At 55.9% G+C, this 24211-nt stretch carries 22 protein-coding genes and 1 pseudogene; 8 read left to right on the forward strand and 15 right to left on the reverse strand.

What is annotated here, in order from left to right:
- Positions 1-355 precede the first annotated feature (355 nt).
- The gene (locus tag LPW11_RS04070) at positions 356-658 is read right to left on the reverse strand and encodes a hypothetical protein (protein WP_230996857.1); all 303 of its coding nucleotides are present in this window, start codon (positions 656-658) and stop codon (positions 356-358) included.
- Positions 659-1245: 587 nt separating this feature from the next.
- On the reverse strand, positions 1246-1452 hold the full coding sequence (locus LPW11_RS04075) for an SAM-dependent methyltransferase (RefSeq protein WP_230996858.1): 207 nt from the start codon (positions 1450-1452) through the stop codon (positions 1246-1248).
- 476 nt (positions 1453-1928) lie between these two features.
- On the opposite strand from LPW11_RS04075, the gene LPW11_RS04080 reads away from it, so the two are divergent.
- Complete coding sequence (locus LPW11_RS04080) at positions 1929-2516, forward strand: recombinase family protein (protein WP_230996859.1); 588 nt, start codon at positions 1929-1931, stop codon at positions 2514-2516.
- 193 nt (positions 2517-2709) lie between these two features.
- Here LPW11_RS04080 and LPW11_RS04085 read toward each other — a convergent pair whose 3' ends face one another.
- On the reverse strand, positions 2710-4899 hold the full coding sequence (locus LPW11_RS04085; protein WP_331001609.1) for an HYR domain-containing protein: 2190 nt from the start codon (positions 4897-4899) through the stop codon (positions 2710-2712).
- 30 nt (positions 4900-4929) lie between these two features.
- Positions 4930-5352, reverse strand: a pseudogene (locus LPW11_RS22475) (PKD domain-containing protein); the annotation flags it as partial.
- A gap of 738 nt (positions 5353-6090) precedes the next feature.
- Here LPW11_RS22475 and LPW11_RS04090 point away from each other — a divergent pair.
- From LPW11_RS04090 to LPW11_RS04100, 4 genes are all read left to right on the forward strand, one after another.
- Positions 6091-6735 (forward strand): LuxR C-terminal-related transcriptional regulator, encoded by a 645-nt coding sequence (locus LPW11_RS04090; RefSeq protein ID WP_230996861.1) that lies wholly within the window; start codon positions 6091-6093, stop codon positions 6733-6735.
- 409 nt (positions 6736-7144) lie between these two features.
- Positions 7145-8194 carry an Ig-like domain-containing protein gene (locus tag LPW11_RS04095; RefSeq protein ID WP_230996862.1) on the forward strand — a complete coding sequence of 350 codons (1050 nt, stop codon included), beginning with the start codon at positions 7145-7147 and terminating at the stop codon, positions 8192-8194.
- 378 nt (positions 8195-8572) lie between these two features.
- Positions 8573-8749, forward strand: coding sequence for an integrase catalytic domain-containing protein (locus LPW11_RS22480; RefSeq protein ID WP_442899816.1), 177 nt, complete (start codon positions 8573-8575; stop codon positions 8747-8749).
- 567 nt (positions 8750-9316) lie between these two features.
- The gene (locus LPW11_RS04100) at positions 9317-9919 is read left to right on the forward strand and encodes a PEP-CTERM sorting domain-containing protein (protein WP_230996863.1); all 603 of its coding nucleotides are present in this window, start codon (positions 9317-9319) and stop codon (positions 9917-9919) included.
- Between the two features lie 671 nt (positions 9920-10590).
- Here LPW11_RS04100 and LPW11_RS04105 read toward each other — a convergent pair.
- From LPW11_RS04105 to LPW11_RS04125, 6 genes are all read right to left on the reverse strand, one after another.
- Positions 10591-12123 carry a hypothetical protein gene (locus LPW11_RS04105; RefSeq protein ID WP_230996864.1) on the reverse strand — a complete coding sequence of 511 codons (1533 nt, stop codon included), beginning with the start codon at positions 12121-12123 and terminating at the stop codon, positions 10591-10593.
- Complete coding sequence (locus tag LPW11_RS04110; RefSeq protein ID WP_230996865.1) at positions 12120-13007, reverse strand: terminase small subunit; 888 nt, start codon at positions 13005-13007, stop codon at positions 12120-12122. Before LPW11_RS04110 ends, LPW11_RS04105 begins: the two co-directional genes overlap by 4 nt.
- Before the next feature lie 4 nt (positions 13008-13011).
- Positions 13012-13626 carry a hypothetical protein gene (locus LPW11_RS04115; RefSeq protein WP_230996866.1) on the reverse strand — a complete coding sequence of 205 codons (615 nt, stop codon included), beginning with the start codon at positions 13624-13626 and terminating at the stop codon, positions 13012-13014.
- 144 nt (positions 13627-13770) lie between these two features.
- Positions 13771-15144, reverse strand: coding sequence for an AAA family ATPase (locus LPW11_RS04120; protein ID WP_269145385.1), 1374 nt, complete (start codon positions 15142-15144; stop codon positions 13771-13773).
- A 2-nt stretch (positions 15145-15146) separates the two neighbouring features.
- Complete coding sequence (locus tag LPW11_RS22485; RefSeq protein ID WP_442899803.1) at positions 15147-15347, reverse strand: helix-turn-helix transcriptional regulator; 201 nt, start codon at positions 15345-15347, stop codon at positions 15147-15149.
- 330 nt (positions 15348-15677) lie between these two features.
- Positions 15678-15860 (reverse strand): hypothetical protein, encoded by a 183-nt coding sequence (locus LPW11_RS04125; protein ID WP_230996868.1) that lies wholly within the window; start codon positions 15858-15860, stop codon positions 15678-15680.
- A gap of 104 nt (positions 15861-15964) precedes the next feature.
- On the opposite strand from LPW11_RS04125, the gene LPW11_RS04130 reads away from it, so the two are divergent.
- Complete coding sequence (locus tag LPW11_RS04130) at positions 15965-16447, forward strand: helix-turn-helix domain-containing protein (RefSeq protein ID WP_230996869.1); 483 nt, start codon at positions 15965-15967, stop codon at positions 16445-16447.
- Between the two features lie 426 nt (positions 16448-16873).
- Here the strand turns inward: LPW11_RS04130 and LPW11_RS04135 are convergent, their stop codons facing one another.
- Genes LPW11_RS04135 through LPW11_RS04150 form a run of 4 tightly spaced genes read right to left on the reverse strand, consistent with a single transcriptional unit; the run spans position 16874 to position 20721 of the window.
- Positions 16874-18247: an ATP-binding protein gene (locus tag LPW11_RS04135; RefSeq protein ID WP_230996870.1), complete on the reverse strand. Its 1374-nt coding sequence runs from the start codon at positions 18245-18247 to the stop codon at positions 16874-16876.
- A complete protein-coding gene (locus LPW11_RS04140; RefSeq protein ID WP_230996871.1) occupies positions 18136-18894 on the reverse strand; it encodes a PAS domain S-box protein in 759 nt (252 codons plus the stop codon). Before LPW11_RS04140 ends, LPW11_RS04135 begins: the two co-directional genes overlap by 112 nt.
- 1 nt (position 18895) lies before the next feature.
- Entirely contained in the window at positions 18896-19270 is a 375-nt protein-coding gene (locus tag LPW11_RS04145; RefSeq protein ID WP_230996872.1) for a response regulator, read from the reverse strand.
- On the reverse strand, positions 19267-20721 hold the full coding sequence (locus LPW11_RS04150; RefSeq protein ID WP_230996873.1) for an ATPase domain-containing protein: 1455 nt from the start codon (positions 20719-20721) through the stop codon (positions 19267-19269). The genes LPW11_RS04145 and LPW11_RS04150 overlap by 4 nt, the downstream gene beginning before the upstream one ends.
- A 364-nt stretch (positions 20722-21085) precedes the next feature.
- On the opposite strand from LPW11_RS04150, the gene LPW11_RS04155 reads away from it, so the two are divergent.
- Both LPW11_RS04155 and LPW11_RS04160 read left to right on the forward strand, forming a co-directional pair.
- Complete coding sequence (locus LPW11_RS04155; RefSeq protein ID WP_230994357.1) at positions 21086-22081, forward strand: IS30 family transposase; 996 nt, start codon at positions 21086-21088, stop codon at positions 22079-22081.
- A 165-nt stretch (positions 22082-22246) separates the two neighbouring features.
- Entirely contained in the window at positions 22247-22774 is a 528-nt protein-coding gene (locus LPW11_RS04160) for a DinB family protein (RefSeq protein ID WP_230996874.1), read from the forward strand.
- Positions 22775-22967: 193 nt separating this feature from the next.
- Here LPW11_RS04160 and LPW11_RS04165 read toward each other — a convergent pair whose 3' ends face one another.
- Positions 22968-24041: a DUF3108 domain-containing protein gene (locus tag LPW11_RS04165; protein WP_230996875.1), complete on the reverse strand. Its 1074-nt coding sequence runs from the start codon at positions 24039-24041 to the stop codon at positions 22968-22970.
- Positions 24042-24211 lie beyond the last annotated feature (170 nt).

The raw sequence follows: 24211 nt of genomic DNA on the forward strand, positions 1-24211 counted from the left end.
AGTCAACTATTCCTGATCTCTGCCGTTACCAAACCCAAGAACGATGGAGTCATAATGAAGGCCTGTACACCAGGAGAAACGAACGTGTGTTATAGTTTACCTTTTTTGCATATTTACAGACGATCAGGCATGCCGTCAACGGTGAAGTACTCTTGCGATAACAGGTGCTTGTGCTTTGCGTGTTGGAGGATTCTGGACAGAAGCCTGCAGCGATGCTTAAAAAATTTGTGCATTCCTGCCAATGCTTCGTCGGCCATCTAGCAGCGCTCTTGCGGGTGAGAGCGAAATGGATCATAGGCTTTTTTGATAAAGAAAAAGCCTATGATCCATTTCGTGATTTAAGGTAGTTGAGTGCCTATTTCGGCTTTACGTTCATCCACACCACGTCATGAACAGATGCCTCTCCTAAGTCATAACGGCAGGTAGCATCAACCCGCATTCCGAAAGCGTTAGTTATCTTGCTGACATTTACCTTAACCTTGTTGCATGCCTTGTTCACGAATTCTATTGTGCCGTAGATAGTGCACGAATCGGCCATGAGGTATTTTCCTTCTTCCTGGATGTAGTCGCCTTCACTCCATCCGCACTCAGCAAATACCGGCGCACTCATTGACAGCAGGCTGAGCAGACACGCAACAGAAACGATTGTTCTTTTCAACTTTCGATCTCCTTTCCTTTGTTGGCTCCTGTGGATGCAAGGCGTGGGTACAGACGGAGCCTTCGGCTTTGATGCCTGCCATAGACACATACTTTATCCAAGGGCATGAAACTTCAAAACACCACATTACGGGAGCGGGACTTTACCATCCTTAGTTTCTTCTTGTAAAGCGAGTATTATGATATTTTCCTTTCCAGACATCATCTCGGGCATCCAGAGTGGTGCAAAACCTGCAGCATTGTGGGAAGAAGAAGGTAACCAGTGAGCACAATTCATACCGTGTCCGGCCACATCCGGCCAGGCTGCATATTCCTAACTTCATTTGCGGGTAACCAGTCCGCACCAGTTGCTGACGAGTCCCCCCATCCACATTCCCGCGATAGAGCACTCAATGCGGCAGGATGCACCCACCTTTGCCGTTGCTCTTCATGGAGCCGATGATGTGCAGCAGGTAGGCGAAGTCCCCCCTGCTTCGCGGGTAGATCTCCCCACTTGAAGCACTGGTATAGATCGGTGGACGGGATGAGGCCCGTGCTCCAGGTCTTGTCGGAAAAGAGGGGATTGGCAACGACGTTGTCGTCAGGTTCTCACCTGCTCGTCATGTATTTAAATTTCGGTGCCGCCAGCGTGTTGCCCGAAAGGACTGGGAAGTTGTGCAGGATCATGTTCATCCGGGCGAGACCGGCGGTGCTCACGTCCTGCCCTTTCAGGGTGATGTGCTGTCCCCGCCCTGATCCGACACCTCCAGCAGCAACTACCCCGAACCGAGGGTCGTAGGCGCTGGTGGACGCCACGGAGCTGGAAGGGGAGATGCCGACGACATTGGCGATGATGCGGCTGACCTCGGAGGGACAGCTCCGGCTTCTTAAAGATGCTGATCACGTTGGTGGCGGTCCACCATCGACCGCTCCTCGCCGAGCTTATTCGGACTTCTCGAAGAACTGCGCCGAACACGACGACATCCTCGGAGACGCCTACGAATACCTCTGCGGCACTTGCCAGCGAGAGCGGCAAGAGCAAGGGGCAATTTTACACGCATAGACGCCAACTCCCGCCTCGCCCGCAGCGACTTCCCCAACTTCATCTGCACTCAAGGCAATTTTGGGGCATATTGGTCTACCGCACGATCGAAGGAGAACTGACGGAGCGGAAGCAGCTCGCGTATCAATAGGCCATGCCCAAGCGATAGACGCACTAGCATCGAAAACAACTATCACACACATTGCTTTTACGCTTGATAGATAGTACTATCAGAACATCTTAAGGATAAATGATTGAAGAAAGAGAGGCTGCCATGAGGGACGGCAAGATAATTGGTTACGCTCGGGTGAGCACCACGGAGCAGCATCTGGAAGTCCAACTGGAGCAGTTGAAGGCGGCAGGGTGCAGTAAGATTTTCAGCGAGAAGAAGAGCGGGGTCGATGCGAAGAGAGTCCAATTGGCGAGCATGCTGGATTATGTGCGGGAAGGGGACCAGGTGGTGTGCTGTAAGCTGGACCGCATTGCCCGGAGCACACAGGACCTATTGAACATCGTGGATGTGCTCACCGCCAAGGGAGTCAGTTTCAAGATCCTGAACATCAACCTGGACACCGGCACGCCTACCGGGAAGCTCATGTTGACCATGTTGGGCGCAATCGCCACATTTGAGCGCGAGATGATGCTGGAGCGGCAGCGAGAAGGGATTGCCAAGGCTAAGGCTCAGGGCAAGTACAAGGGCCGGGTACCTACAGCGCGGGCCAAGAGTGCCGAGGTGCTGCAACTACTGGAGCAGGGGAAGACGAAAAACGCGATTGCTGTCACTTTAGGCATAGGGGTTGCCAGTGTATATCGGATCGCAAAGGCCGCTAGGGGATAAGTATTCCCATAACTTCCTTCGGCAGCAGGGTTGTCAACGGCCCTGCCATCCCCCGCCTATCGCCCCATTGCTACTATCATTGATTCGCCCATGAAAACTGCTCGATTCGCAATCCTCATGCTGGACTTCGCCGCTAGCGTATCGGAGGCGGAGCCACCCGGCTCCGCCTCATCTACAACAACTCTCCTTCCCGTTAATTGCCCAGCTGAACCTTGTACGGCCCGTTCAGCTGCCCGGTGACCTCACTTCGGATGTACACGTCGTAGGTTCCGGCACTCCACCCTGTGGTCTTCCAGTTGAACTGCCAGTTATTGGTGATGCTGTCGTACTGGTACCCGCTAGTGCCGGTATCGTCCAACGCAATCGGCTCAGAATCGTCAACGTTACTTCCTGACTTGTAGATCAGCATCGTTGGTTTCGCAGTCGACGTGGGCAACACGGCGCCGGCATTGGACGTGTACTGCCATTTGAGCGGGACGGCACTTTTGATTTTGTATACCTTCTTGGGATCGTATGGAGCGAGCAGGCCATTGATTCCATAAGTAACCTTCACCGCAAAAGTGGTATTTTTCGCTACGTTGCCCGCCCTGTCTTTCCCAGTACAGGTAACGGTGGTAGCGCCTATCGGGAAGAGACTCCCGGATGTCGGCGTGCAGGTGGCGCTGCCAGTGCCATCGACGGTGTCGGTGGTGGCGGGGCTAAGGTAAGTGACCGCCGCGCCCGAGACACCGGTGGCCGTAGAGATGACATCCTCACGTCCTTCAATTACAGGGGCGATGGTGTCGGAAACAGTTACCAGGAAGATCGTGGGTGTTGCGGCATTGTTGGCTTTGTCGAGTGCACTGCAGGTAACCATTGTTGTTCCCAGCGCAAAGGTGGTGCCAGAAGAGGGAACGCAAGTGGCACGGCTTCTTCCGTCGACGACATCAACACTCTCGGGGCTATCATAAGTCACCACAGCGCCGCCGGGACCGGTTGCTTCAACAGTCACGCTGCCATGTGCAGCAATCGTCGGAGGCGTCGTGTCCTCTACCATCACCTTGAACTTCGTCGCCGTGGCAGCGTTACCTGCTTTGTCCGTTGCGTTGCAGATCACTTCGCTGATCCCCAAGCCGAACGTGCTGCCGGAGGCGGGAATGCAGGTAGCACTGCTTCTTCCGTCTACGAGGTCCACACTCTCGGGGCTATCGTAGATCACCGCAGCGCCGCCGGGACCGGTTGCTTCAACAGTCACGCTGACATGTGCAGCAATGGTCGGAGGCGTCCTGTCCTCTACCACCACGTTGAACCTCGTCGCCATGGCAGCGTTACCTGCTTTGTCCGTTGCGTTGCAGATCACTTCGCTGGTCCCCAAACCGAAGGTGCTGCCGGAGGCGGGAATGCAGTTGGCAGTGCCGTCTCCGTCCACCATATCCGAGGTGGTTGGGGTGCTGTAGGTTATTACGGCTCCGAAGGGGCCGGTTGCGTCGGCGGACAAGTCGCCGTGCTCTGCTATAGCCGGCGGAGTCGTATCCTCCACCGTGACTCTAAAGGCAGCCGCAGCGGAATTTCCTGCCCTGTCGGTGGCGCTGCAATTGACCTCGGTGCTTCCAAGTGGGAACTGCGCATCCGAAGCCGGCGTGCAGCTGACATCCACCCTACCGATCACATTGTCGGTCGCAGTCAAAGTAAAGGCTACCTTGGCTCCTGAGGGCGACGTCGCCTCATTCTTAAGATCAGCGGCGCCATCTATTACGGGGGCGGTGACGTCGAGAACCTTGACGTCGCACTCGGCAGTGCTGTACAGCCCGCCCTTGTCTGTAACCTTCAGCTCAAACTTCATGCTGTCGGACTCATTCGTAAGAAGAGGGGCAACAAGAGTGATGGAGGAAGCCGATGCTGGGTCGTAGGATGGAATGTCGGCGTTAGGGGGGCCATGGAGCTGCTTCCACTCGTAAGAGGCAATGCCATCCCCATCGCTGTCGCTCGAGGTGACACCGTCAAGGGTTAGCGAGGCGCCCTCGTTTACGCTCGAGGCACAGCTTAGCTGCGTGACCGGCGGGTCATTGAGCCACCTCACCGTAACTGTTTTTGTGACCGAGGAGGTAAGGTACCCGTCGGAAACAGTGAGCTGGAAGGTAAGTGAGGCCCCGTTTGGATACGGGACGGCGGGCGCTGTGAAGGTTGCAGTCGCCGGGTTCGATGGGCTTACCGTAAGGGCGGCGGGCGGTCCCCCTACCTGCGTCCAGGAATAGGTCAAGAAGTCACGCTCAGGGTCGGAGGTTCCGCTGCCGTCAAGTGTGACGGTTGTCCCCTCAAACGCCTCGCTCGGCACTACGACTGCGGAGGCGACGGGACTGCCGTTTGTGTTCTCTACCTTAACCGCGGTAGTAACCGTATTCACCAACGAGGAGCACTCGCCGACTCCGGTGACTTTCAGTTGGAAATTGAGGGTAGCTCCAGCCGGGCCCACGCTTGGAGCAGTAAACGATACGTGCGATGCGTTACTCTCGGAGAGCGTAACTGCAGGTCCGCCTATCTGGGTCCATTCGTAGGTTCCGGCATCCTTTGAAGGCTGCCCATTTAGCGTGACCACAGTCGCACTTCCGCGGGTAAGTTCCGGTACTGTTTGCATCGTTGGACTGATTTGCGCAGTCGGGCTTTTGCACGAACCTCCCGCATGGGCCGGGAGTGCTGGCAGTACCGCAAGCGCTGCGACAATACCCAGTAGAATTCCTTTAGTTCTCACTTGATTCCCCCTCCATTTGAAAGTGGCATTACACAAATCCAGCCTGCTTCTCCACCACACCCTTACACCCGTGCTCATCCCCCCGGAGAAAGCCGTAACACCGAGCATATGGCCACGGTGCCACGAGCAAAACTCATACCAATCAAAATTGCTATGAGAGATCGTACACTTAATCAAGAAGAACAGAATAGCAAAATCAGGAATGTAAAAAAGTCCGGCAGTAATAACTGAATACGTCAGAGGGTGTGTAAATAATCCCGACAGCCATTTCGCCTCAAAGCTGTACGAGCAGACATCGCTGATCAGCTCATCTTCACCATGCCACGTGCGACCGCGACACTGGAAGGTGAAATGAGTTGGAGCGCCAGCACGAGGGGGGCGGCTTAGGCTAAAGTCAGGGGGAAAACAGGGGACCGTGGCCACACCGAGGGCGAAGAGTGCGAAGTGCTGAGACTATTAAGGGAAGACTAAAAAAAGCGGTCGCACCGATGGGAATAGGGTTTGCCGGGGGATGCGAAAAAGCACACCCGTCCTTCAGCGCCTGCTGAACCATTGCGACAAGGACGTGACAGAGGGATCAACCATCGAGGGTGAAACACGCCAAGGCGGTCCGCCTTTACCCATCGGGGGATGAAAGCCGGTACTAACGGTAACCAGCCGCCAGAGCGGCCTTTTATCCTCCGCCTTTACTCGTTACTCATGACTTTACGCAATACGGACATGCCTTGCCGGCAGGACTCTTGTGAGGCTGATGCCGATACCCGTCTCCGCGGAGCGGGATTGACATCTATTTACCAATGATATACATAAAAGAAAGCTAATCTATATCTAATGGAGGGCGACGACATGGGCCTTAGGGTCGTGACGGCAGACCATCATCCGATGTACCTTATGGGTCTTAATAGCATATTGGCATCCGAAGGGCATTTCGTAGAGGAAAGCTGTTCCGGTGCCAATGAAGCGGTCGAGGCGGTTAGACGACGCATGCCGGATATCGCAATTGTTAACCTACATCTGGAAAATGACAGTAGTGGAATGGAGGTAGCACGGGTCATCAATACTGAAATCCTGCCGACCCGGCTAATTCTCTTGGTGGCCCAGCAGAAAGAACGGGAGACCGTCGAAGCGATGGCTGCAGGCATTCAGGGAATCATAACCAAGGAGATGGCGCCAGAAGAGATCCTGGAGTGCATCAGAACGGTGCATGAGGGACAAACTTGGCTCGGGCGCTCCACAGCCATAAGAGCGGTGGAACATCTGCTTAAGGCCCAAGTGTTCGAAAAGTCCCTAACCAGACGCGAGATTGACTTAGTAAGGATGGTAACCAGAGGACACAGAAATAAAGAAATAGCAGACATACTCTGCATAAGTGAGGGAACAGTAAAGGTCCACTTGCACAATATCTACAAAAAGTTACGGGTAGATGGCCGCATCGGACTCCTACAGTATTGGTGTTCTCCTGTCGCTCATTACCACACAATGATGTGGTGACGGAGTAGATTCATTCGGCTCAAAAAGAGAGGTAAGTCGTGGGGTCGAGACTGGGTACATTAAGGTCTGAGATATGCCGGAGGTTGACGCATACACTTTGCTCCACCCTCAAGGAGTTCATCTCAAGGATGCACTACGGGCCAGTCAGGAGTATCAGTCATCGGGTCTGAGGTCATCTGCCCCTCCCTGCCCCTGTCTGAGCACCTCCCTAGCAGCCCCCTAGGGCAAAGAACAATGGCTTGGACGTGTAGCACCGGCTCTGAAGCGATGACTAAAAAGCCTACAAGGGGTTGAGGCGCCGGCGTCACGCGTGAAGCACCCAAAATCATCATTGATGTTGACTTGTGTTAGAGCGGTATTAATGTATATACACTGTTGTTCATTTTAATTTTATTTCAGGAGGGGTGTCATGTGGACAAGCATCTCGAGAGTTCTTCCCGTAATACTAGCCGGGCTTATTTTAGGCTGCGGAGGTGGCGGAGGTGCCGGAACCGCCAGCGATCCCCCTGTTGAGCTTAACAAAGATACTACACCTCCAGCAGTCATCTACACCACACCTGCCGCCGAAACGATGGGTGTAACTATCAACAGTGCCGTGACGGTAACCTTCTCAGAGCCCGTGGACCCTGCCACGATCTCTAAGGAAAGCTTCAGTATCGTGGGGGTAGAAGGGGTTGTCTCCTATGATGCAGCGTCGAAGACCGCGACGTTGGCACATCACGGACTGATCACCGATTCCACCTACACGGTAACTGTGAGCAGCACAGTAAAAGATCTGGCTGGCAACGGACTTGCTAAGCCGTACACGTGGACGTTCACCACGGGGCAGTCCGCCGACACAACGGCGCCGTCAGTGAAAGGGTGGGTGCCAGCGGCGCAGGCGACGGTACCGGTCAATTCTGCGGTTACGGCTGTTTTCACAGAACCGATGGACGTAGAATCTGTCAAAGACGCCTTTTCTCTAGTTGAACAAGGGACACTTCAACCTGTTCGCGGCTCCATTGAGTACATTGCGGGAACCGCCACCTTTAAGCCATCAGAGAGCCTCAAGCCCAACACGACCTATACCGCGAGCATAGCCGCAAGTGCAACGGACCAGGCAGGGAACCCACTCGTACTAGCCAATGCCACGTGGACTTTCACCTCCAGTGCTGGTCCAGACGTTACCCCTCCCGAAGTGATAAACGGTTCAGAAATACCAGCCAACGGGGCAACTACCGCTTCGGGTGTTTCACCGATTTCGGTTGCCTTCAATGAGCCCGTCTACCCATTCATCTTTGGCAACGTGAATGGCGTCCCGGGCCTCATAGTTTATGATTACATAGCCTACCGCTTCACAATGATCCCTTCGCAGAAGCTCGCTCCAGGTCGTTACAGCTCAAGTATCCAGGCGAAGGACCTTTCATCGAACAAGATGACCAAACCGTTTACTTGGACGTTCACAGTCGCCTCCCAATGACATACAACGATAAGAAGGGGACAGGTTCCTCTACAGGAAAAGGGAACATGTCCCCTTTTGCGCGTTGCCCAAGACGTGTCCCGCCTCCAGCGACCGTTTCAAAGACACGACTTGGCACGGTACATCCGCTAGACAGTAGAAGGAACCGATACAATAGCCAGACTATGCAGCGATAAGGCAAAAATGCGGAAAGCTCGCATATCATCTGGGCTGTTTATGAATACCAAGACCGGAAGTATTGTAAAGCTCCGAGGCACAAGAACCACCCTTTCGATATCGCCGCCCCCAGGCTGACACCCTGAGCCGTCAAAATTCCCGACAACGTCATGGAAGCATCCTTAATTTTGCCCTGCGCTGTCAGCCTCGCCGCGCCTCACTATTGTCGACGACTTCACGAAAGAGTGCCCAGCACTGGAGGTGGACCACTCGCTGCCAGCGCAGCGTGTAACCCGTGTCCTGGACCGTCTCGCACTGACTCGCGGACTGCCCGAGAGGATCATTATCGATGACGGTCCGGAATTTATGAGCAAAGCTATGGATGAATGGGCTTTGTAAACAACGTCCGCTTGCGCTTCATCGGATCTGGAAAACCCGTGCAGAGTTGCTTCATAGAAAGGTTTAACGGCAAGTTCCGCGAGGGATCCTGAACGACAATGTCTCCAGGGCGCTACACGATGCCATGCGTAGGATCGAAGATTGGCGCGTCCTTAAAGTGGTCCTGTAAAAGGCGGGAGGTCACGAACTCTCATAGCCCTGGCCTCGCCTCTTGCGGAAAGTGTATGCCCCTTCTTTACGCTTTGCGCGATCGGCCCCGTCGGCAGTTTTTTTCACAGCCTCTACAATAATGAGAACGTCTGCCCCGAAGATGAGAATAGCCTCTATGGTTCCAGCTACATGTTTTGTTGAATACAAGGATTGCAGGTCTAGGCACAGTGTGTGGGTGTAAACCATGTAAAGGAGTATTTACAAATACTGCCCCTTTTCATGCTTTACACGGACCACATTGATCCTCCTTCATGACTCGAAAGGCTCAGCAATTCTAATATGGCCATTACCGGAATAGAAGTTGCAGTACTGCGGCCAAGGGCGATAGTCGTCACTTCATATTCGGGAGGTTCCACAATGAGGAAATTGTTTAGAGGATTAGTAGCAACACTGGCAGTTGGCTTGGCGTTCGTCGGGAGTGTCTGGGCGACTCCGATAACGTTCACCCCCGACTTGGCGGGGTCGTCAGTAACCGTTTCCGACTCGGCACCCTTCGGTACCCTTACTGCAAATTTGGTTCTGAGTCCGGCTTCTTTCACACTCGGCGACGGTGCAATCAAGTCGCTCGACTTTTTCACCCTCTCAGCATCGGGGCTGGCTATAAACAGAAGCTACACTGTTGCCGCAACCCTCGCGTTTCTTGACCCCTTCATCACTGCAACTGGAAGTGGCGGTGGCGTTTTCTCGACCCTTTTCGGAGTCCTCTCCGGGGGAACCCTTACCTGGAATCCAGCCACCTTACCCGATACCTTCCACCTTGCAGACGGCAACGTGGTTACCGTTGACTTCGAAAACGGATGTGCATTCGGTTTCGGCAATACAGCAACTGTCCATGCCTATATCACCAACGACTCGGCGCCAGTACCGGAGCCGGGCACCGTCCTTCTTCTGGGCGCTGGTATCTTCGGCATAGCCATCTGCAGACACCGGCGGATGCAGGGCCGAACAGAAGACGTGTGAGCTAAGAGATAAACAGAAAAGAGTGACGCTATGCCTTTACCGTATGACTTTTCACCCAATTGTTCACTCCACCATTGTGACCGACTCAATGAACCTGATTCTACCTTTTCCAGGTCATCAAGACGAGAAAGGATGACCCAGGGGCTCACTTTACGTCTCGAGGATTCTCAGCCTTTTGTACAGACCCCCTGCCCATTTTTATGGTAGGGGGTCTGCTATGTCTGGGGATGTTCCCTACATGGATCTAGGGTGCCATAGCCCGTCGATGGCGCTAAAGTTGAACTTCTGCAGGGAGTGAAATGGGACCACTGTTTTATTTCAGCATGATTTGGACGTTCGAGCCGTTTGTGATGAACAATTGCGAACGGAGGAAAGCAGATCGCAAGAAGCCCGAGAAGAGAAGGTTTCCATCCTCAGCGATAGCCGGAAGCCATAGCTTTGTACTGCCAAAGTCCTTAAGAAGACGGTTCTTCCCGGGGGCTTGCAGGCACCCCTTAAGAGAGGCTAGTGCTATGGCTGGGGAAGGGTATTTGAGTTAGGCACTCTTGGTCCACGGGATCCCGGACTTTGCGGAGGAGCTTAGCTCGGGAACTCCCAGGGTTGGCCCCTAAGAGAGCCCCCAAAATCCTTTCGACACCACACTTGCTGTTCCCCTCTAGGTGGTCACCGTCTTACAGAGTGCGCCAATTCAAGCCGGGCTCACGCCTCAGGAAGTCGTCCGACATCGTGGGCTCGTTGGAGGCCACCCCGCAGGCAAGGCACCTGAAAGCGTCGGCGGGGTTGCTGGCCCAGTTGTGCAGCGGCTGCGAGGTAAAATCCCCGGTGGTCACATTCCACTTCTTGCGGTACTCGTCAAGCGCGGCGATCAGCCGCTCGCAAGCTGCGGAGTCGAACCAGCACGACGCCAGGAAGTTGCGGACCTCCTCGATACCGTCCTCGATTGACTGCGTGCGCTCGACGGTGATGATGCTCCTCAAGCCCAACTCGTATAGCTTGTCCTCCCGAGAAACCGCATCGTTTAGGCTCCGCACGCTGGCGTCATGCGGCAGGTAGTGGCGCCCGTAGGTGTACGGTTTGTCCTGCAGCATCTTGGTGTAGTGCGCCAAGCCTTCGCCGGAGCACTCATAGTAGTCGATGATCCGATTCTCGCTCCCCGCCTTCTGCCGGAACACTATGCATGTGGTATCCGACATTCCCAGATCCCACGCGGTATCGACCTTGAGCCGCGGCTCCCATGGCACCTCGGCGAAACGTGGCGGAAATTGCTGGCGCAGCCTGGTCATCTGCTGCTTGTAATACGCCCCCTTGATTGTCTTCTGGAATGCCTCTTCCGGCGTGGACGGGAACTCCTGAAACATCATGTCCAAGCCCTGCTGCGCCCGCTTGTGGACGTACCAAGCTTTTTGCTGGTCATCGAGATCAATCCCGTGTTTCTCTTTGAGCTCTGCAAAGTACTCGTGCAGCTCCTGAGTGATTGTCACACCCTTGGGGTCCATGCGGTTCTTGGCGTCAAGCTGCCAGCCAAAAAAGTGCAGGTGCATCTGCAGCATGGAGGGGACTTTCCCCTCCAGCGCGCGGTTCTTAGCTGCCTCACAGTAGTTGTAGAAGTCGCCGGATCTACCTTCTGCCGTGGACTCAATAAAGATATGTTGTCCTACCTTCGCGGTGTTGAGGGCTCCCGCCTTGATCTCCAGCGCCTTTTTGGGGAATTGCGCGCAAATTTTGCCGTACTCCGAGATATGGATGTACTGGTAGGTACCGCCCCTGAGTGACACGCCGCAGGTGATCCATGAGCCGTTGGCAAACATAATTTCTTCCGAGGAGTCTCGTCCCCCCGCCGCCTTGCCTGCCGGAATCAGCGTGCGCAACCACTTGGGAAGATTGTTGTAGGCGAATTTTATCTTGTGCTCGAAGAAGCTCTTCGCGTCATCCTGCCGATGGGCGACGATGCCGCAATGAATATTGCCCCCCTTGGAGAAGAGGCACAGATCCAGGAACAGGATACAGATAAAGGTTGTGACGCCGTGTTGGCGGCTCTTCAGGATGATGTTCTGATACCACAGGTTGTCCAGGAGCATCTGCTGCACCGGGCGTAGTCTGAAGGTTACCTTCTGCCCGTCCTCATCAATCACGCTGTAGAGGTTGTTCAAGCGCCAAAGCTGATCCCCAAGTTTCTCCTTTAGTTCTATCTGTTCCGGCGTCATTCGTACTCCCCCTCGTCGTTCGGTTTCATTTCGATAACCTTGTACCGTTTGGAGAGCGCCATAAGGGGCGGGGCGCTGTCAGTTATCTCCGCCAACACCTCGGCCAAGTCCCCGAGAACATCCCCAGCTGCTTTGGTGTCCGCCTTCTCCACGAAGAGCCGGTGATTCTTGCCGAGCATCTCTAGGGCGCGCAGCCGGTCGGGAAGCTTGATGTTCGAAATCACGCAGATGCCGTCTTTCTCTTCCCCTATCACTGTCGCCTTGGTTGTGAAACCCGCTATCATACGGGCCGCATCCGGCGAAAGCTCATCGAGAGGCTTGAGGCGCCCATCCGCGTCGAACATTTCGCGGGGGTCGTAGGTGGCGATGTGGGCGATGTGCTCAAGCACCTGGTCGGCACTGAGAGTTAACCTGGCCATGCGAGCGGCATGGAGTTCGGCAATACGCGCAGAAATGTCAGGATTTGTCAGGAGCTCGTGAGCGCTTCTTCGCGCCGCCTCATAGGAGCTGTGAGGGTACACCCGCTGATACGCGCGCGTGGCGTTCCCATCCATCAGGTACTCCACGCAAAAGCGCTGGTGACGGTCTTCTAAGGGCATTGCCTCTGGGGCAGGTGCGGGCGCCGCTGCCGTCTGCATGCGGTGAGACGTAACAGGTTTGCGCGGCGGTTTTGTAACAGGCTTTGTAACAGGTTTGCCCACGCCGCCCAGCGCCTCCACCACCTTCTTGTTCGTCCATAGGCGTGCCCCCTGCACTCGGGCGGTTGCCTTGGAGTAACCAGCCTGGAGTGCTGCAGCGGTCTTCGCCTTGGCGCGGTCCGCAGGCGGCAACGCTAGCAGATAGTCCACGAACTTCTGCTGCTGAGGGGTAAGTGCCGGGGACATTGGCTCAATCCTCTTCGTTCTTGCCGTGCTTGCTCTCGGTGGCGGCGCCCCACAGGTCTAGCGCGGCGCCATCGGCTCCCTCAGGGGGCGATTCCGCTAGCCCATTTCGGTACAACGTGGAGAAATGGATCAGCGGCTCCGGATCAGCCTGTATTTCCTTGATCAGAAGCGCTAGTGCATCTGTATCACCGACCTTCGTGGCGGCAAGTGCTTTCAAGCCATCCACAATTTCCTCATACGTCATGTCCGCCGTACACATACTCTCGTCCACAGGCTTCCCTCCATTCCCGTTGTCCGCGTCTGCCCACTGGAATTTCTTCCCCGAGAGGCGGTCTTTCTGCTCCGAAAGGGCTAGCGAATACCAAGCAGCGAAATCTTCAGATTCAGAGAGCCAGCGAAGCGTCACCTGGAACGTGGGCCAGCGCCAGTCCTCCTCACAGATGGACTGCAGCGACTGCCCCTTGCAGACCCTATTGCAAATCTGCTCGCACAGCTCTAAATCCAGTTTCACCGGGCGGTCGACGAACGCCACGTTGCTCTGCCCTTCAGTGGTGCCTGTTTTCTCCGCCTGCACCAGGCCTTCCACCACCTGATCCTGCTGATCGATGTTCGTGCTCATGTTCATGCTCTCCTTCGTCTCTTTTAGTTGATCTACGTCTCCAAGTTATAGGCGCATCAAGATGAGGCTTTGCTGGTGCGCGGCGCCTCATCCTGTGCGTTTTCCGGTTTTGCAACCTCTATAGAGGATGCAAAACCGGAAAACCTAAATTGGTGCGTATGAGATGGCATTATTGATTCCCCGGGTGGTGACCGCCCAGTGGACGCCCTCCCCCTTTTTTAAAAGCGCACGAATCTTTCTCGCGCTCCCAAAATCAAAGTCGTGACGCTCTGCCGCTGCGACAACTGCAGACTGGTTGGGGCCTATGCCATCGTACATGGTGCCTATAATTGACTGCAGATGGTCAATTGCCACCGCCTCCGGATCCTCTGCCAGAGTAAAGAGCTCATCCTCTTTGTCGAATCTAAGATACACTCTGTGTGGTCGGTAACGGGACTTCTTTCCTGTGCCGAACCGGTAGATTTTTTCAATTGCATCAATGTCATCGACCTCCTCTTCATCGCCATCCCTTCGTGTCTGGAAGAGAGCTACTACGTGATCGCACAAATCAAGGATGGCTCCGCTGCCCTTGAACTGCCGATCATTCGACTTTGGTGTATGGTGCAGAACAATGACCGTAGCGCCGGCGTCTCGTAGGTTTCGAAGCCTGCGCATGACCAAGGACATCACCTTCGAATCATTCTCGTCGCCGCTATGGGCGCTCCTGAGCGTGTCGAAGATGAAGAGGGCACCTGGATACTTCTTGAGGATCTCCTTGTATACCACCCACCCCGGCTCATCCAATCCAGGAGGATTAGAGCTGGAGTCCCAAAAAAGGACACCGTCAACAGCGGTCCTCTTGGCACGCTCACTTAGGACCGGCAGGCTGTTCTCGAAGTCGATCACAATGACTTTTGTTTTCACCGTAGACATTCCAAAAATCGGAACACCTTTATCGATCGCCGCAGCCATCATCATAGAAAGAGTAGTCTTCCCGATCCCACCTCTTCCAAATAGGACAGTCACGCAATCGCGAGGAATAAGATTGTCAACGATCCATTCAACTTTTACGTCGAGTGCACGAAGGTCCTCTCCAGTCCGTAGCAGTGACACCCCGTTCTCGCTATTTCCCGGCAAAGGCGTTGTCAGAGCCTTCACAATTTGTTTCTGCAGCGCGAGATCACCTGGATTTTCTACCAGTTGAGAGGCAAGTTGCTGTACGGAGCTTTCGTTAGCATGCTGTACAACGAGTTTGGCAAGGCGTGGAGCATGTATGGAAAGGACATCCGTTTCCGAAAGCTTTGCCGCCAGCGCCAATAGGTCCCTCCGCCTGCATTTATCTGCGAGGTGCTCGTCAAGCAGAGATAGCGGGATTGGACCTGCCAGGGGCTTGAGCCTCTGAATTGCGGAAAAGATGGTCCGGATTTCACCGTCTTGGAAATGATGCGGCTCCAGCCACATCATCTGGGAGAGAATGCTGCCATCGGACATAACCGCCCCTAACAGTTCTCGCTCAGCGGATACAGACGCGGGAGCCAAAGCTAGCCCTCCTCACTCGTGGAACGCCGGCCTCTGCTGCGCATGTATACTTCGACATCCTCTTCCCTATAACGCACAGCACCTCCCCGTCCATCCGACATCTTCACGTACGGAATGCCGCCGCCACTCCAGCGCTTCCGCCGCAACCAATGGACACTCATTTTGACCCTCTGCGATACCTCGTGTTCGGTGAGCAAAGCCATTTACGCCTCCAAGTGGGAATTGACCCAGTCGTCGAAGCTTTCAGCGTCAACAAGGAGTCGCTTACCATGTTGCCCCCAGCGGCAGGCCCCATATTCTGCCAGTTGAGGTGGCACAGGGGTTTTAATGGAAAGAGGAAGCGGAGTTAGGCCGCCTACGGGTAGTTGAACTCCTCCGGGACACTGTGGCGGCTGCGAAGACCCAAAGCCACCACCCTGTCCGCCCGGCTTTTTCACGAATATTGCGCTGCCGCCACTCCAACGCATCCGCCGCAACCACTGGACACTCATATTGATCATCTGGACTACCTCCTGCTCGGTGAGCAAAGCCATTTACGCCTCCCGGTGGGAATTCACCCACTCGTCGAACTTTTCCTCGTCAACAAGGAGGCGCCTACCAAGTTTGATGACAGCGCAGGAGAGGCCATTTCGTGCGCGATTGAACAGGAACCAGCGGATCGAAGCCTCGGTAAGATACGGCCGGGTGTGAGCGAGTTGCTTGATAGTGAGTTTCATTGCAACATCTCCTTGACTACTTATTTATAAGTGGATATGTGTAGTACATCATAATTAAGTGGAGGTCAACTTATTTTTAAGTGGGCACGTGTGGAGAGGTTTTGATGGGCAAGGGAAGAGGAGGCGGAGTTACACCACCTAGGGTAGTTGATCTCCTGCGGAAGGCTGTGGCCGCGAAGAGTCAAAGCGCCGTAGCTCGCGAGGCAGGTCTCACGCTGCTTACTGTACAGCGTTATCTGAAGGGCATCGGAGAACCAACGACTGCGACTCTAAGTAAATTGTCGACATTCTTCGGAGTATCAATATGGTGGCTGCTGGGGGTGGAGGAGCAAATGCCTCGGTTCAGGTTCGAAGACCTGCTTTACCAGATTAAACCCGAGAAAACTGTCCCGAGTTTTAGGTGCATGCTGGCAATAGCAAGTTGTCGCGGATTTGAGGGAGCCTCCTACGACAGCGAGGCCTTCAGTCACGAAAAGTTTGCCTTCCTAAAGGAATTGCTCCCAATTCTCGAAAGGGTACCGGATGATAAACTGCTGGAATTTAAGGAATACGCAGAGAGTCTGGCTGAAATAGACGTGCACCCATGATCCCGTCGGATACAAGTAGCATCCTACCTATGAACTACCTATGACAGATTTACCCGGAGCTAAGTCCTTCTATGTAAAGGAGTTACATTCCACAGGAGTTGTTGATCTGGAACCTCACCTAGATCTCACTTCCACAAGTGAAAAGAAGCGAAAGCCTGTGCCTCTGAGAAGGGGCACAGGCTTTTTCGTTGCAGCCGCGGACTTTGCGGTCCCACGTGCATTGGCCACATACGATGTAGGCCGAGATAAGCCGCCACGCGTTCCCGGCGCGCGGCGTCAGGCTTGACATTGTCACATTTGCACCACTTGCGGGGTCAGGCTTTGCATTTGGTGATTTGATGGCCAAATGCGAAAATGCAAAGCCTGACCCCGCACATGGCGTTCCCGGCGCCCTACTTCAACCGGCAGATGCCGGAAACGCTTCCCTTATTCCGGCCTACTTTCACCTCGCTCTCCACCGCCATCGTCACATGACCAGCCCAACCGCGATCGTGCTGTATCATCAATGACCTCACGCACCTTGTTGGCCAATGCCTTCACCGAGAAGGGCTTCTGGATGAAGTGGATCCCTTTCTCCAGGAGTCCCGTCTCGGCGACGACGTCGCTTGTATAGCCGGACATGTACAAAATCCGAGTTTCGGGGAATCTGGACTGCACGAAGCAATACAGGTCATTGGCACTCATGTGCGGCATGACCACATCCGTCAGAAGAAGCTGTACCTCCCCCCCATGCTCTTCCAGAAGCTTTAACGCCTTCTTTCCGTCTTCAGCCACAAGCACTGTGTAACCCAAACTGCCAAGCACGGTCTCAGTGAGAGATCTCACTATCTCGTCATCTTCAACCAGAAGTATGACTTCCGTGCCGCCGACAATCTCGGTACTGCCGGACTCTGCCGCCTCGACGGCTGTTTCACCTGCACACGGGAGGTAGACCTTGAAGGTCGTGCCGCGCCTCGGCTCGCTGTACACCAAAATGGAGCCGGAGTGCTGTCGCACGATGCCGTAGACGCTCGCCAACCCCAAGCCCGTTCCCTTCCCCGCCTCCTTCGTCGTGAAGAACGGCTCGAAGATCCGGCGCTGCGTATCCTGATCCATGCCGCAGCCGGTATCGCTGAGGGCAAGGACGCAGTAAAGGCCGGGGGTGACGTCCTGATGGATGGCAGCCTCCATCTCGTCGAGTTCCGCTCTCCACGACTCGATGATCAGCCTCCCGCCCCTCGGCATCGCGTCCTGTGCGTTGACGAGAAGGTTCAGGATGACCTGCTCGATCTGGCCCACGTCCGCCTCTATCACGAGCGGGGTAGCCGCCGGCTTCAGCTCTATGGTGATGTCCTCACGGATCGTGCGCCGCAAAAGCTTTATGAAGTTGGCCACCACATCGTTGAGGTTGACCTTGCGGAATTCCAGCGGCTGCTTCCTGCTGAAGGCGAGAAGCTGCTTCACGATGTCGCGCGCGCGGTTGCAGGCGTCCATGATGTTGTGGACGTAGGCTGCGGGCTTCTCCCCGCTGTCCAGGTGCCGCAGCAGCAGGTCGCTGTATCCGAATATCGGTACCAGCATGTTGTTGAGATCGTGGGCGACACCGCCGGCGAGCCTGCCGATCGACTCCATCTTTTGCGCCTGGTTGAACTGCTCTTGAAGTTTTTCCTTCTCGTTCTGGATCCTGAGATAGTCTGTTATGTCCCGCTTCACGGCGACAAAGTTGACGATCTCCCCCTCGAAGTCGTAGACGGGACTGATCGTTGCCTCCTCCAGAAGATCGCTCCATCCTTTGCCTTGTTGACGAGCCGGCCATGCCACTGGCAGCCGTCCAGAAGAGTCCGCCACATCTCCGCGTAAAAGTCCGCGGGGTGCTCTCCGCTTTTCAGAATCCGCGGATTGCAGCCGAGTGCCTCGGCCCGCGTGTATCCGGTAAGCTTTTCGAACGCGGGATTGACGTAGTGGATGGAGCCATCCCTGTCAGTGATGACAATGACCTCTCCGGCCTGCTCAATGGCTGACATGAGGCGATCCCGTTCGACAGCGGAATGCAACCGCTCCCGGCATGCCTGGACTTCCCGCTGGCGGAGGACCTCCTCTGAAAACCTTCGGCACCGCAGCAGTACCTCCACCCTCGCGTGAAACTCAGCCTTCAGGACAGGCGTTGTTATGACGTCGTCTATCACGTGCCACAGGCTGGCCGTGATAAGAGTGACTTCCTGGCGCGTCGTCAGCAGCAGGACGGGAAGGTAGATGGTCTCCTCCATCTGCTGCCATTCAGCGATATGCGCCTTCATCCGCGCCAGCGTCGGCCCATCCACGACGCAAAGATCACACCCGTCGGGAAGGGGCCCGCCATCGCCTTCGGCGGCACAGACGTCGTACTCTTGCCCTATACACTCCGTCAGGAGAGTGCGGTCACGCCAGTTGTCCAGCAGCAGCAGTATTGTGGCCCTTTTGCTCTCCATACTACTCTGACTCCTTCATGAAGCCGCGGATGGTATCCGCCAGTTCACGCATCACGAGAGGCTTCGCCAGAACCGACTGGGCGCCGTGGGCAATGCCGAGTTTGGTAACCTCCGAGCTCTGGCGAGGCGAGATCACCAGCAGCGGGATGTCGTCGGCATTGAGCCTCGTGCACCGCTCCCAAATGGCCCGGTCGAAGCCGGTGATGTCAACGAGGGCAAATCCACTCTGGCATCCTGTGGTAAGCGCGGCGTCCAGATCCTCCAGGGAGTCGGCGCGGCTCACGGCATAGCCGAGGCTCGTTATGAAGTTGAAAAGAATGTCCTGGTTGCGCCTGTTGCTCCCCACGATGAGTACAGCTCCGCGGCTGCCGCTCATGCCTCACCCCTCTTGTTCCATGCAGGGACGCCACTGAGAATGCCCCGCAGCTCTAACAGCGGCTCCCCGATCCGGATCCCCTGCGGTGTGATCTCAAATTCGCGCAGCGTCTTCTCGAAATTGCTGAGCCGCTTCTTCAGCACGCCGATCGCCTTCCGGAGATGCCCGTCGATCTCGAGGTAACGGAGGAAAATGATGTTGTCCGACAGATAGCTGATATCGACGTCGGTGACACGGAAATCCCCCGTCAGCTGAGTCGTCTCGATCGCCAGAAGTACAGCGACGCCCATGTTTTGCAGGTACTTGCAGAGGGCGTGCAGATGGGCGACAAGCTCGCTGCCGCGCATGCAGAGCCTGTAGCCGGACACGCTGTCGATCATCACCACGCGCACGTTGTCTTCTTCGACCTGACTCCGCACTTTTTTGGCGAACTCGTCGGGAGAGTAGCGCAGCGGCTCGATCCGCTCTATGCGCAGCATCCCCTGGTCCACCAGTTCCCGGGCGTCCATTCCGATAGACTGCGCGCGATACAGCATGAGACTTACCTCTTCTTCAAAGGAAAAGAGGACAGATCGCTCTCCGCGCTCGGCCGCCTCCTTCATGAACTGCAGCCCGACGGTTGTCTTTCCGACACCGGTGGGGCCCGACAGAAAAGTGACCGTCCCTCTCTCGACTCCCCCGGAAATGAGATCGTCCAACTCCGCCACTCCGGAGGGAATGGTGTCGAGAGAGAAGACCACGTTGTGAGCCTTGGGAACGAGCCGGGGATACACCTCCATGCCGTGCACGCTCAACCGCATGGAGTGCGTGTTGCCCATGAAATCGGACCCGCGCAGCTTCTTGACGCAGACGCTGCGTCCTCCCTCCTCGTCGAAGAGGAGGTCCAGGATGCCGTCAGCCATGAACTGCAGATCCTCGTCGGGGTGGGCAGTGCTGCTCTCCGAGGTAAAGACGACGGTAGCGCCCTGCTCCGTCAGGAAACGAAGGAAGGAAAGGACTTGCTTGCGGAACTGGAAGATGTCGGTGGAGAGGTACCTGAACTGGGTGAGCGGGTCCAGGAAGACCCGGGTGGGGTTGTGCTTGAGGACAGCTTCGGTGACGCGGTTGGCGAACGGCTCTCTTTCAACCTCAGCGGGGGAGAAGATGTCGTATGTCTGTACTTCGGTAAAGTAGTCGGAGGGAGGGCTCATGTCGAGGAAGGCAACGTCGTCAAATCGAAGCCCCAGCGTCCGGGCGCTCTGCCGGATGCTCTCTTCGGCCTCGTCCAGGCTGATGAAGAGGGTCTTCTCACCCAGCCGCGCCCCCTCCGCGAGAAACTGCATCCCCAGAGTAGTCTTTCCCGTCCCGGGACCGCCTCGCACCACATACGTCTTGCCAGCTATCAGCCCCCCTTCCAGAATTTCATCCAGCCCACCGACTCCCGTTGAAATGCGCACACCTGCTTCTCTCATTCACACCCCCCTCATTTGATGCTGATACAGTATCAGTGGTATAGTGAGGAAGTTGTAACAAAGATTTCGGCAGTTTTCTCTGAGTAAAGTTAAGAAAATTGTGAGAGATCGGCTTTATCTCCTATATTTCTCTTCACACATCCAGTACGGACAGAAAATCCGCAGCGATATCGGGGAGGGAAAGGATTGTGGTTGAAGCAGATTTAGCGAAAGGAATGCACTGAGGTGCTAAACTGGGATCCGAATACAGCAGCGGGGGTGGATTCTATTCTTAATTGCACCAGTTGATGTAAAAGCAGGACATGACAGGCAAATCTGGTAGTGTGTGAAGCGCGACCAACACATACCCCAGGAGGAGCCCGCCATGTCCCACACCCATCTTACAGAAAATGAGCGATATGTCATCAGCCATTTGAAGGTGGCGAAATTTAGCCTTCGCGAAATCGGCCGTAGGCTTGGACGCCATCACACAAGCATCATGCGCGAGATTGCGCGCAACGGCCCGACATACCCCGATGGAGTTTACTGGTACACCTTCACGCATGGCACTGCGCTTAAACGTCGTCACCAGCCCAGGTCTTTCCGGCGGCAGGACAACGCCGATCTGGTCGCTTACGTTGAAGAGAAATTGATGCTGGATTGGCCACCTGAAGCCATTGCCGCCAGGCTCAAAATGGATTTCCCAATGGACCGGGCGATGCGCATCAGTCATGAAACCATCTACCGCTGGATTTACCTAGACGCCAGAGAAGGTGGCGAGCTTCACAAGCATCTTCGCCGTCGGAGGCGGAATCGCCGTAGGCAAACGCGCTACTGCGCAGGACGGCGGTTCATTCCGGGTCGAGTCTCAATTAAGGAGAGGCCGGCAGTAGTTGGTACCAGAGAACGATTTGGGGACTGGGAAGGCGACACGCTGCACGGTGCGAAAGGCGCAGGAAACCTTGCCACGTACGTTGAGCGCAAGAGCCGCTTTTTACTTGCCGCAAGACTCGCAGACAGAAGGGCCGCAACCATGACGGATCATAGCGCGAGGTGCTTCAGCCCTCTGCCCGAGATCCTCTGCCAGACAGTAACCGTTGATAACGGTAGTGAGTTTGCGGAATTCAAAGATCTGGAAACTAAGACAGGGCTTACCGTGTATTTCGCGGATCCTTATGCGTCTTGGCAGCGTGGCACCAATGAGAACACAAACGGCATCTTGCGGCACTACTTTCCGAAGGGGTTCGACTTCAGGACCCTATCAGAGGAAGAAATTCAGCAGGTCGTGAAACAGGTCAACGATCGACCACGAAAGTGCCTCGGCTACCGGACTCCTGCGGAAGTTCTGCGTGCATCATTCGGTGGTGCATTTACAACTTGAATTCACCGGGGTCAGGCTTCGGAGCGGGGTCAGGCTTTGCATTTGGGTATTTGACTTAGGCTAATGCGTAAATGCAAGGCCTGACCCCGCGATTTGCCCTAATGCGTAAATGCAAGGCCTGACCCCGCGATTTGCCTGACCCCACATACAATGCGGGAGGTGACTATGACGTGCATGGAGAAGGTCCGTGATCGTGCTGCCGAGGTCTTCGCCGCCCTGGACGAGCTCTGCCAGCTCCCTGCGGAGCGGCTCGCGGCGCGGGAGGACCGGACGGATGCCTGGAGCGTCGCGGAGCACCTGGAGCACGTCTCCCTCGCCAACCATTTTCTCCTCCTCACCGCTACCAAGGGGACCGCGAAAGCGCTGAGGCGCGCCGCCGGAGGCCGGGTGCCGGAGGGGGAGACAGACTTGGCTGTCCTCGCGGACATAGCGGACCCCGATGCTTTCCTTTGGCTCCCCCCCACCCACATGATACCGACCGGCTGCGAGAGCATCTCCACTGTCAGGGAAAAACTCCTCGCTCAGTATCACACCATCCTCGAGCTCCTAGCACAGATCCCCTCGGGCGAGGGACGTCTGTGCATCCTTCACATGTCGGTAAACAGCCTCGGCACGATCGACCTGTACCAGTGGCTGTACTTCATCACCCAGCATGCCCGCTACCACATCACCCTCATCAGCAGGATCCAGTAACACAGCCTCGGCGACGGATGGCGATGGGCTCAACTGGCGGCACCTGCCCCCCGCCATGGCCTTTCCCGCTGTAAAGACTGGGGACATAGGTAACAACCGTTCGGGGACATAGGTAACACTATTATCAAGACATCCCGCAAGGTGGGAGGGGAGGGGACGTTTGCAGCGACTCCTACCGAAATTTGCGAAGAACCTATTTTTTCAATGTCTCGTCCCCTTCCCTCTGGACCTCGGATGAGACAAGTTCGGCCCGAACCTTTCCTATCGGTATCGTCGTTTCCACCTTCACCGGCACCTTTCTGCCGTCTGCGGTAAGCCAGATGAGCATCTCTCCCGTCCTGCGGAATATCCCCTCCGTCTGCAGGCGCGGCACGACGACGAGTGTCTCCACATCCCCCAGTCCCTGTACGGAAACCCGTTCCTGGCGGAGCACTTCCACGGTGGCAAGGGAATACTTTCCGGAGTCGAAGATGTGCAGCAAGAGGGACTTGCCGACCTCCAGGGGCTGGTTCCGCATGTAGTAGAAACCGGAGACGAGGTCGGTGACGTCGCTGCGGGGCAGAGGCGTGAACACCCCTTCGCGCAAGGTCGCTGTGGAGAATGCCTTCTTCTCCCGCAGCATCAGAGTAAAGCCGGTATTTCTCTGGTAACTCCCCTCGCGTTGCCGGATGGAGGTAACGAGGTAGTTCCCCATGACAAGCTGCGTCTCGATGAGGTCGTCCACCGGGTAGAATGGCGTGATGAGAGGGGAGGAGGTCACCTTCACCGAGATGCGCACCGCCCCCTTCTCGTTTGTCGCCAGAAGGACCGCTTCACCGATCAGGATTCCATGCAGGGTAATGCGGTAGGTGAGCTTCTCCATCGCTGCGGGCACGAACTCTTTCCCCCGGCGCAGAGGTGGAGGAAGATTGAGCGTCTTCCGCTGTGTCCCCGCGGCGCTGCCCTGCGCCTGATGGGACATTACGACCTGCGTGCTCTCTCCTTGTGCGGAAGGATCTGCCGCTCCCCCCTCGCCGCCATCGTCCGGCGCCGGAGGAAGCTCCGCCTCTTCCGCCACCCGCGGTTCTTCGCCCTTGTCAGTCGGAGGCGCGGGCGCTCCTCCCCCTCCTCCCTCACCCTCGGGTTCCGGCGCCCCCTCCTGTGCCGGGTGCACGTCATCGGGATCGACATCCCGTTGCGAGCCACCGTCAGAGAATGAAGAAGTTCCCTCTTCCCCGAGCTCCACGCTGAGCTGCCTCGCCACTCCGACCGGAGCTGAAAGATCCATTATTCCTGATCGGGACAGGAGGTGGAGCGCCGCGAGATGTGCAACGACGGAGAGAATGAGAAAAGTGGCAAGTGGCCGTCTCTTCAGAAGGGTCTCGGTCATGGATGGTGTGCAATGGCAAGAAAAAAACCCCGCCTCTTGCGAGGCGGGGTCGGAGTGTGGCCGACTGG

This window comes from Geomonas sp. RF6, from assembly GCF_021044625.1.
Lineage (GTDB): Bacteria > Desulfobacterota > Desulfuromonadia > Geobacterales > Geobacteraceae > RF6.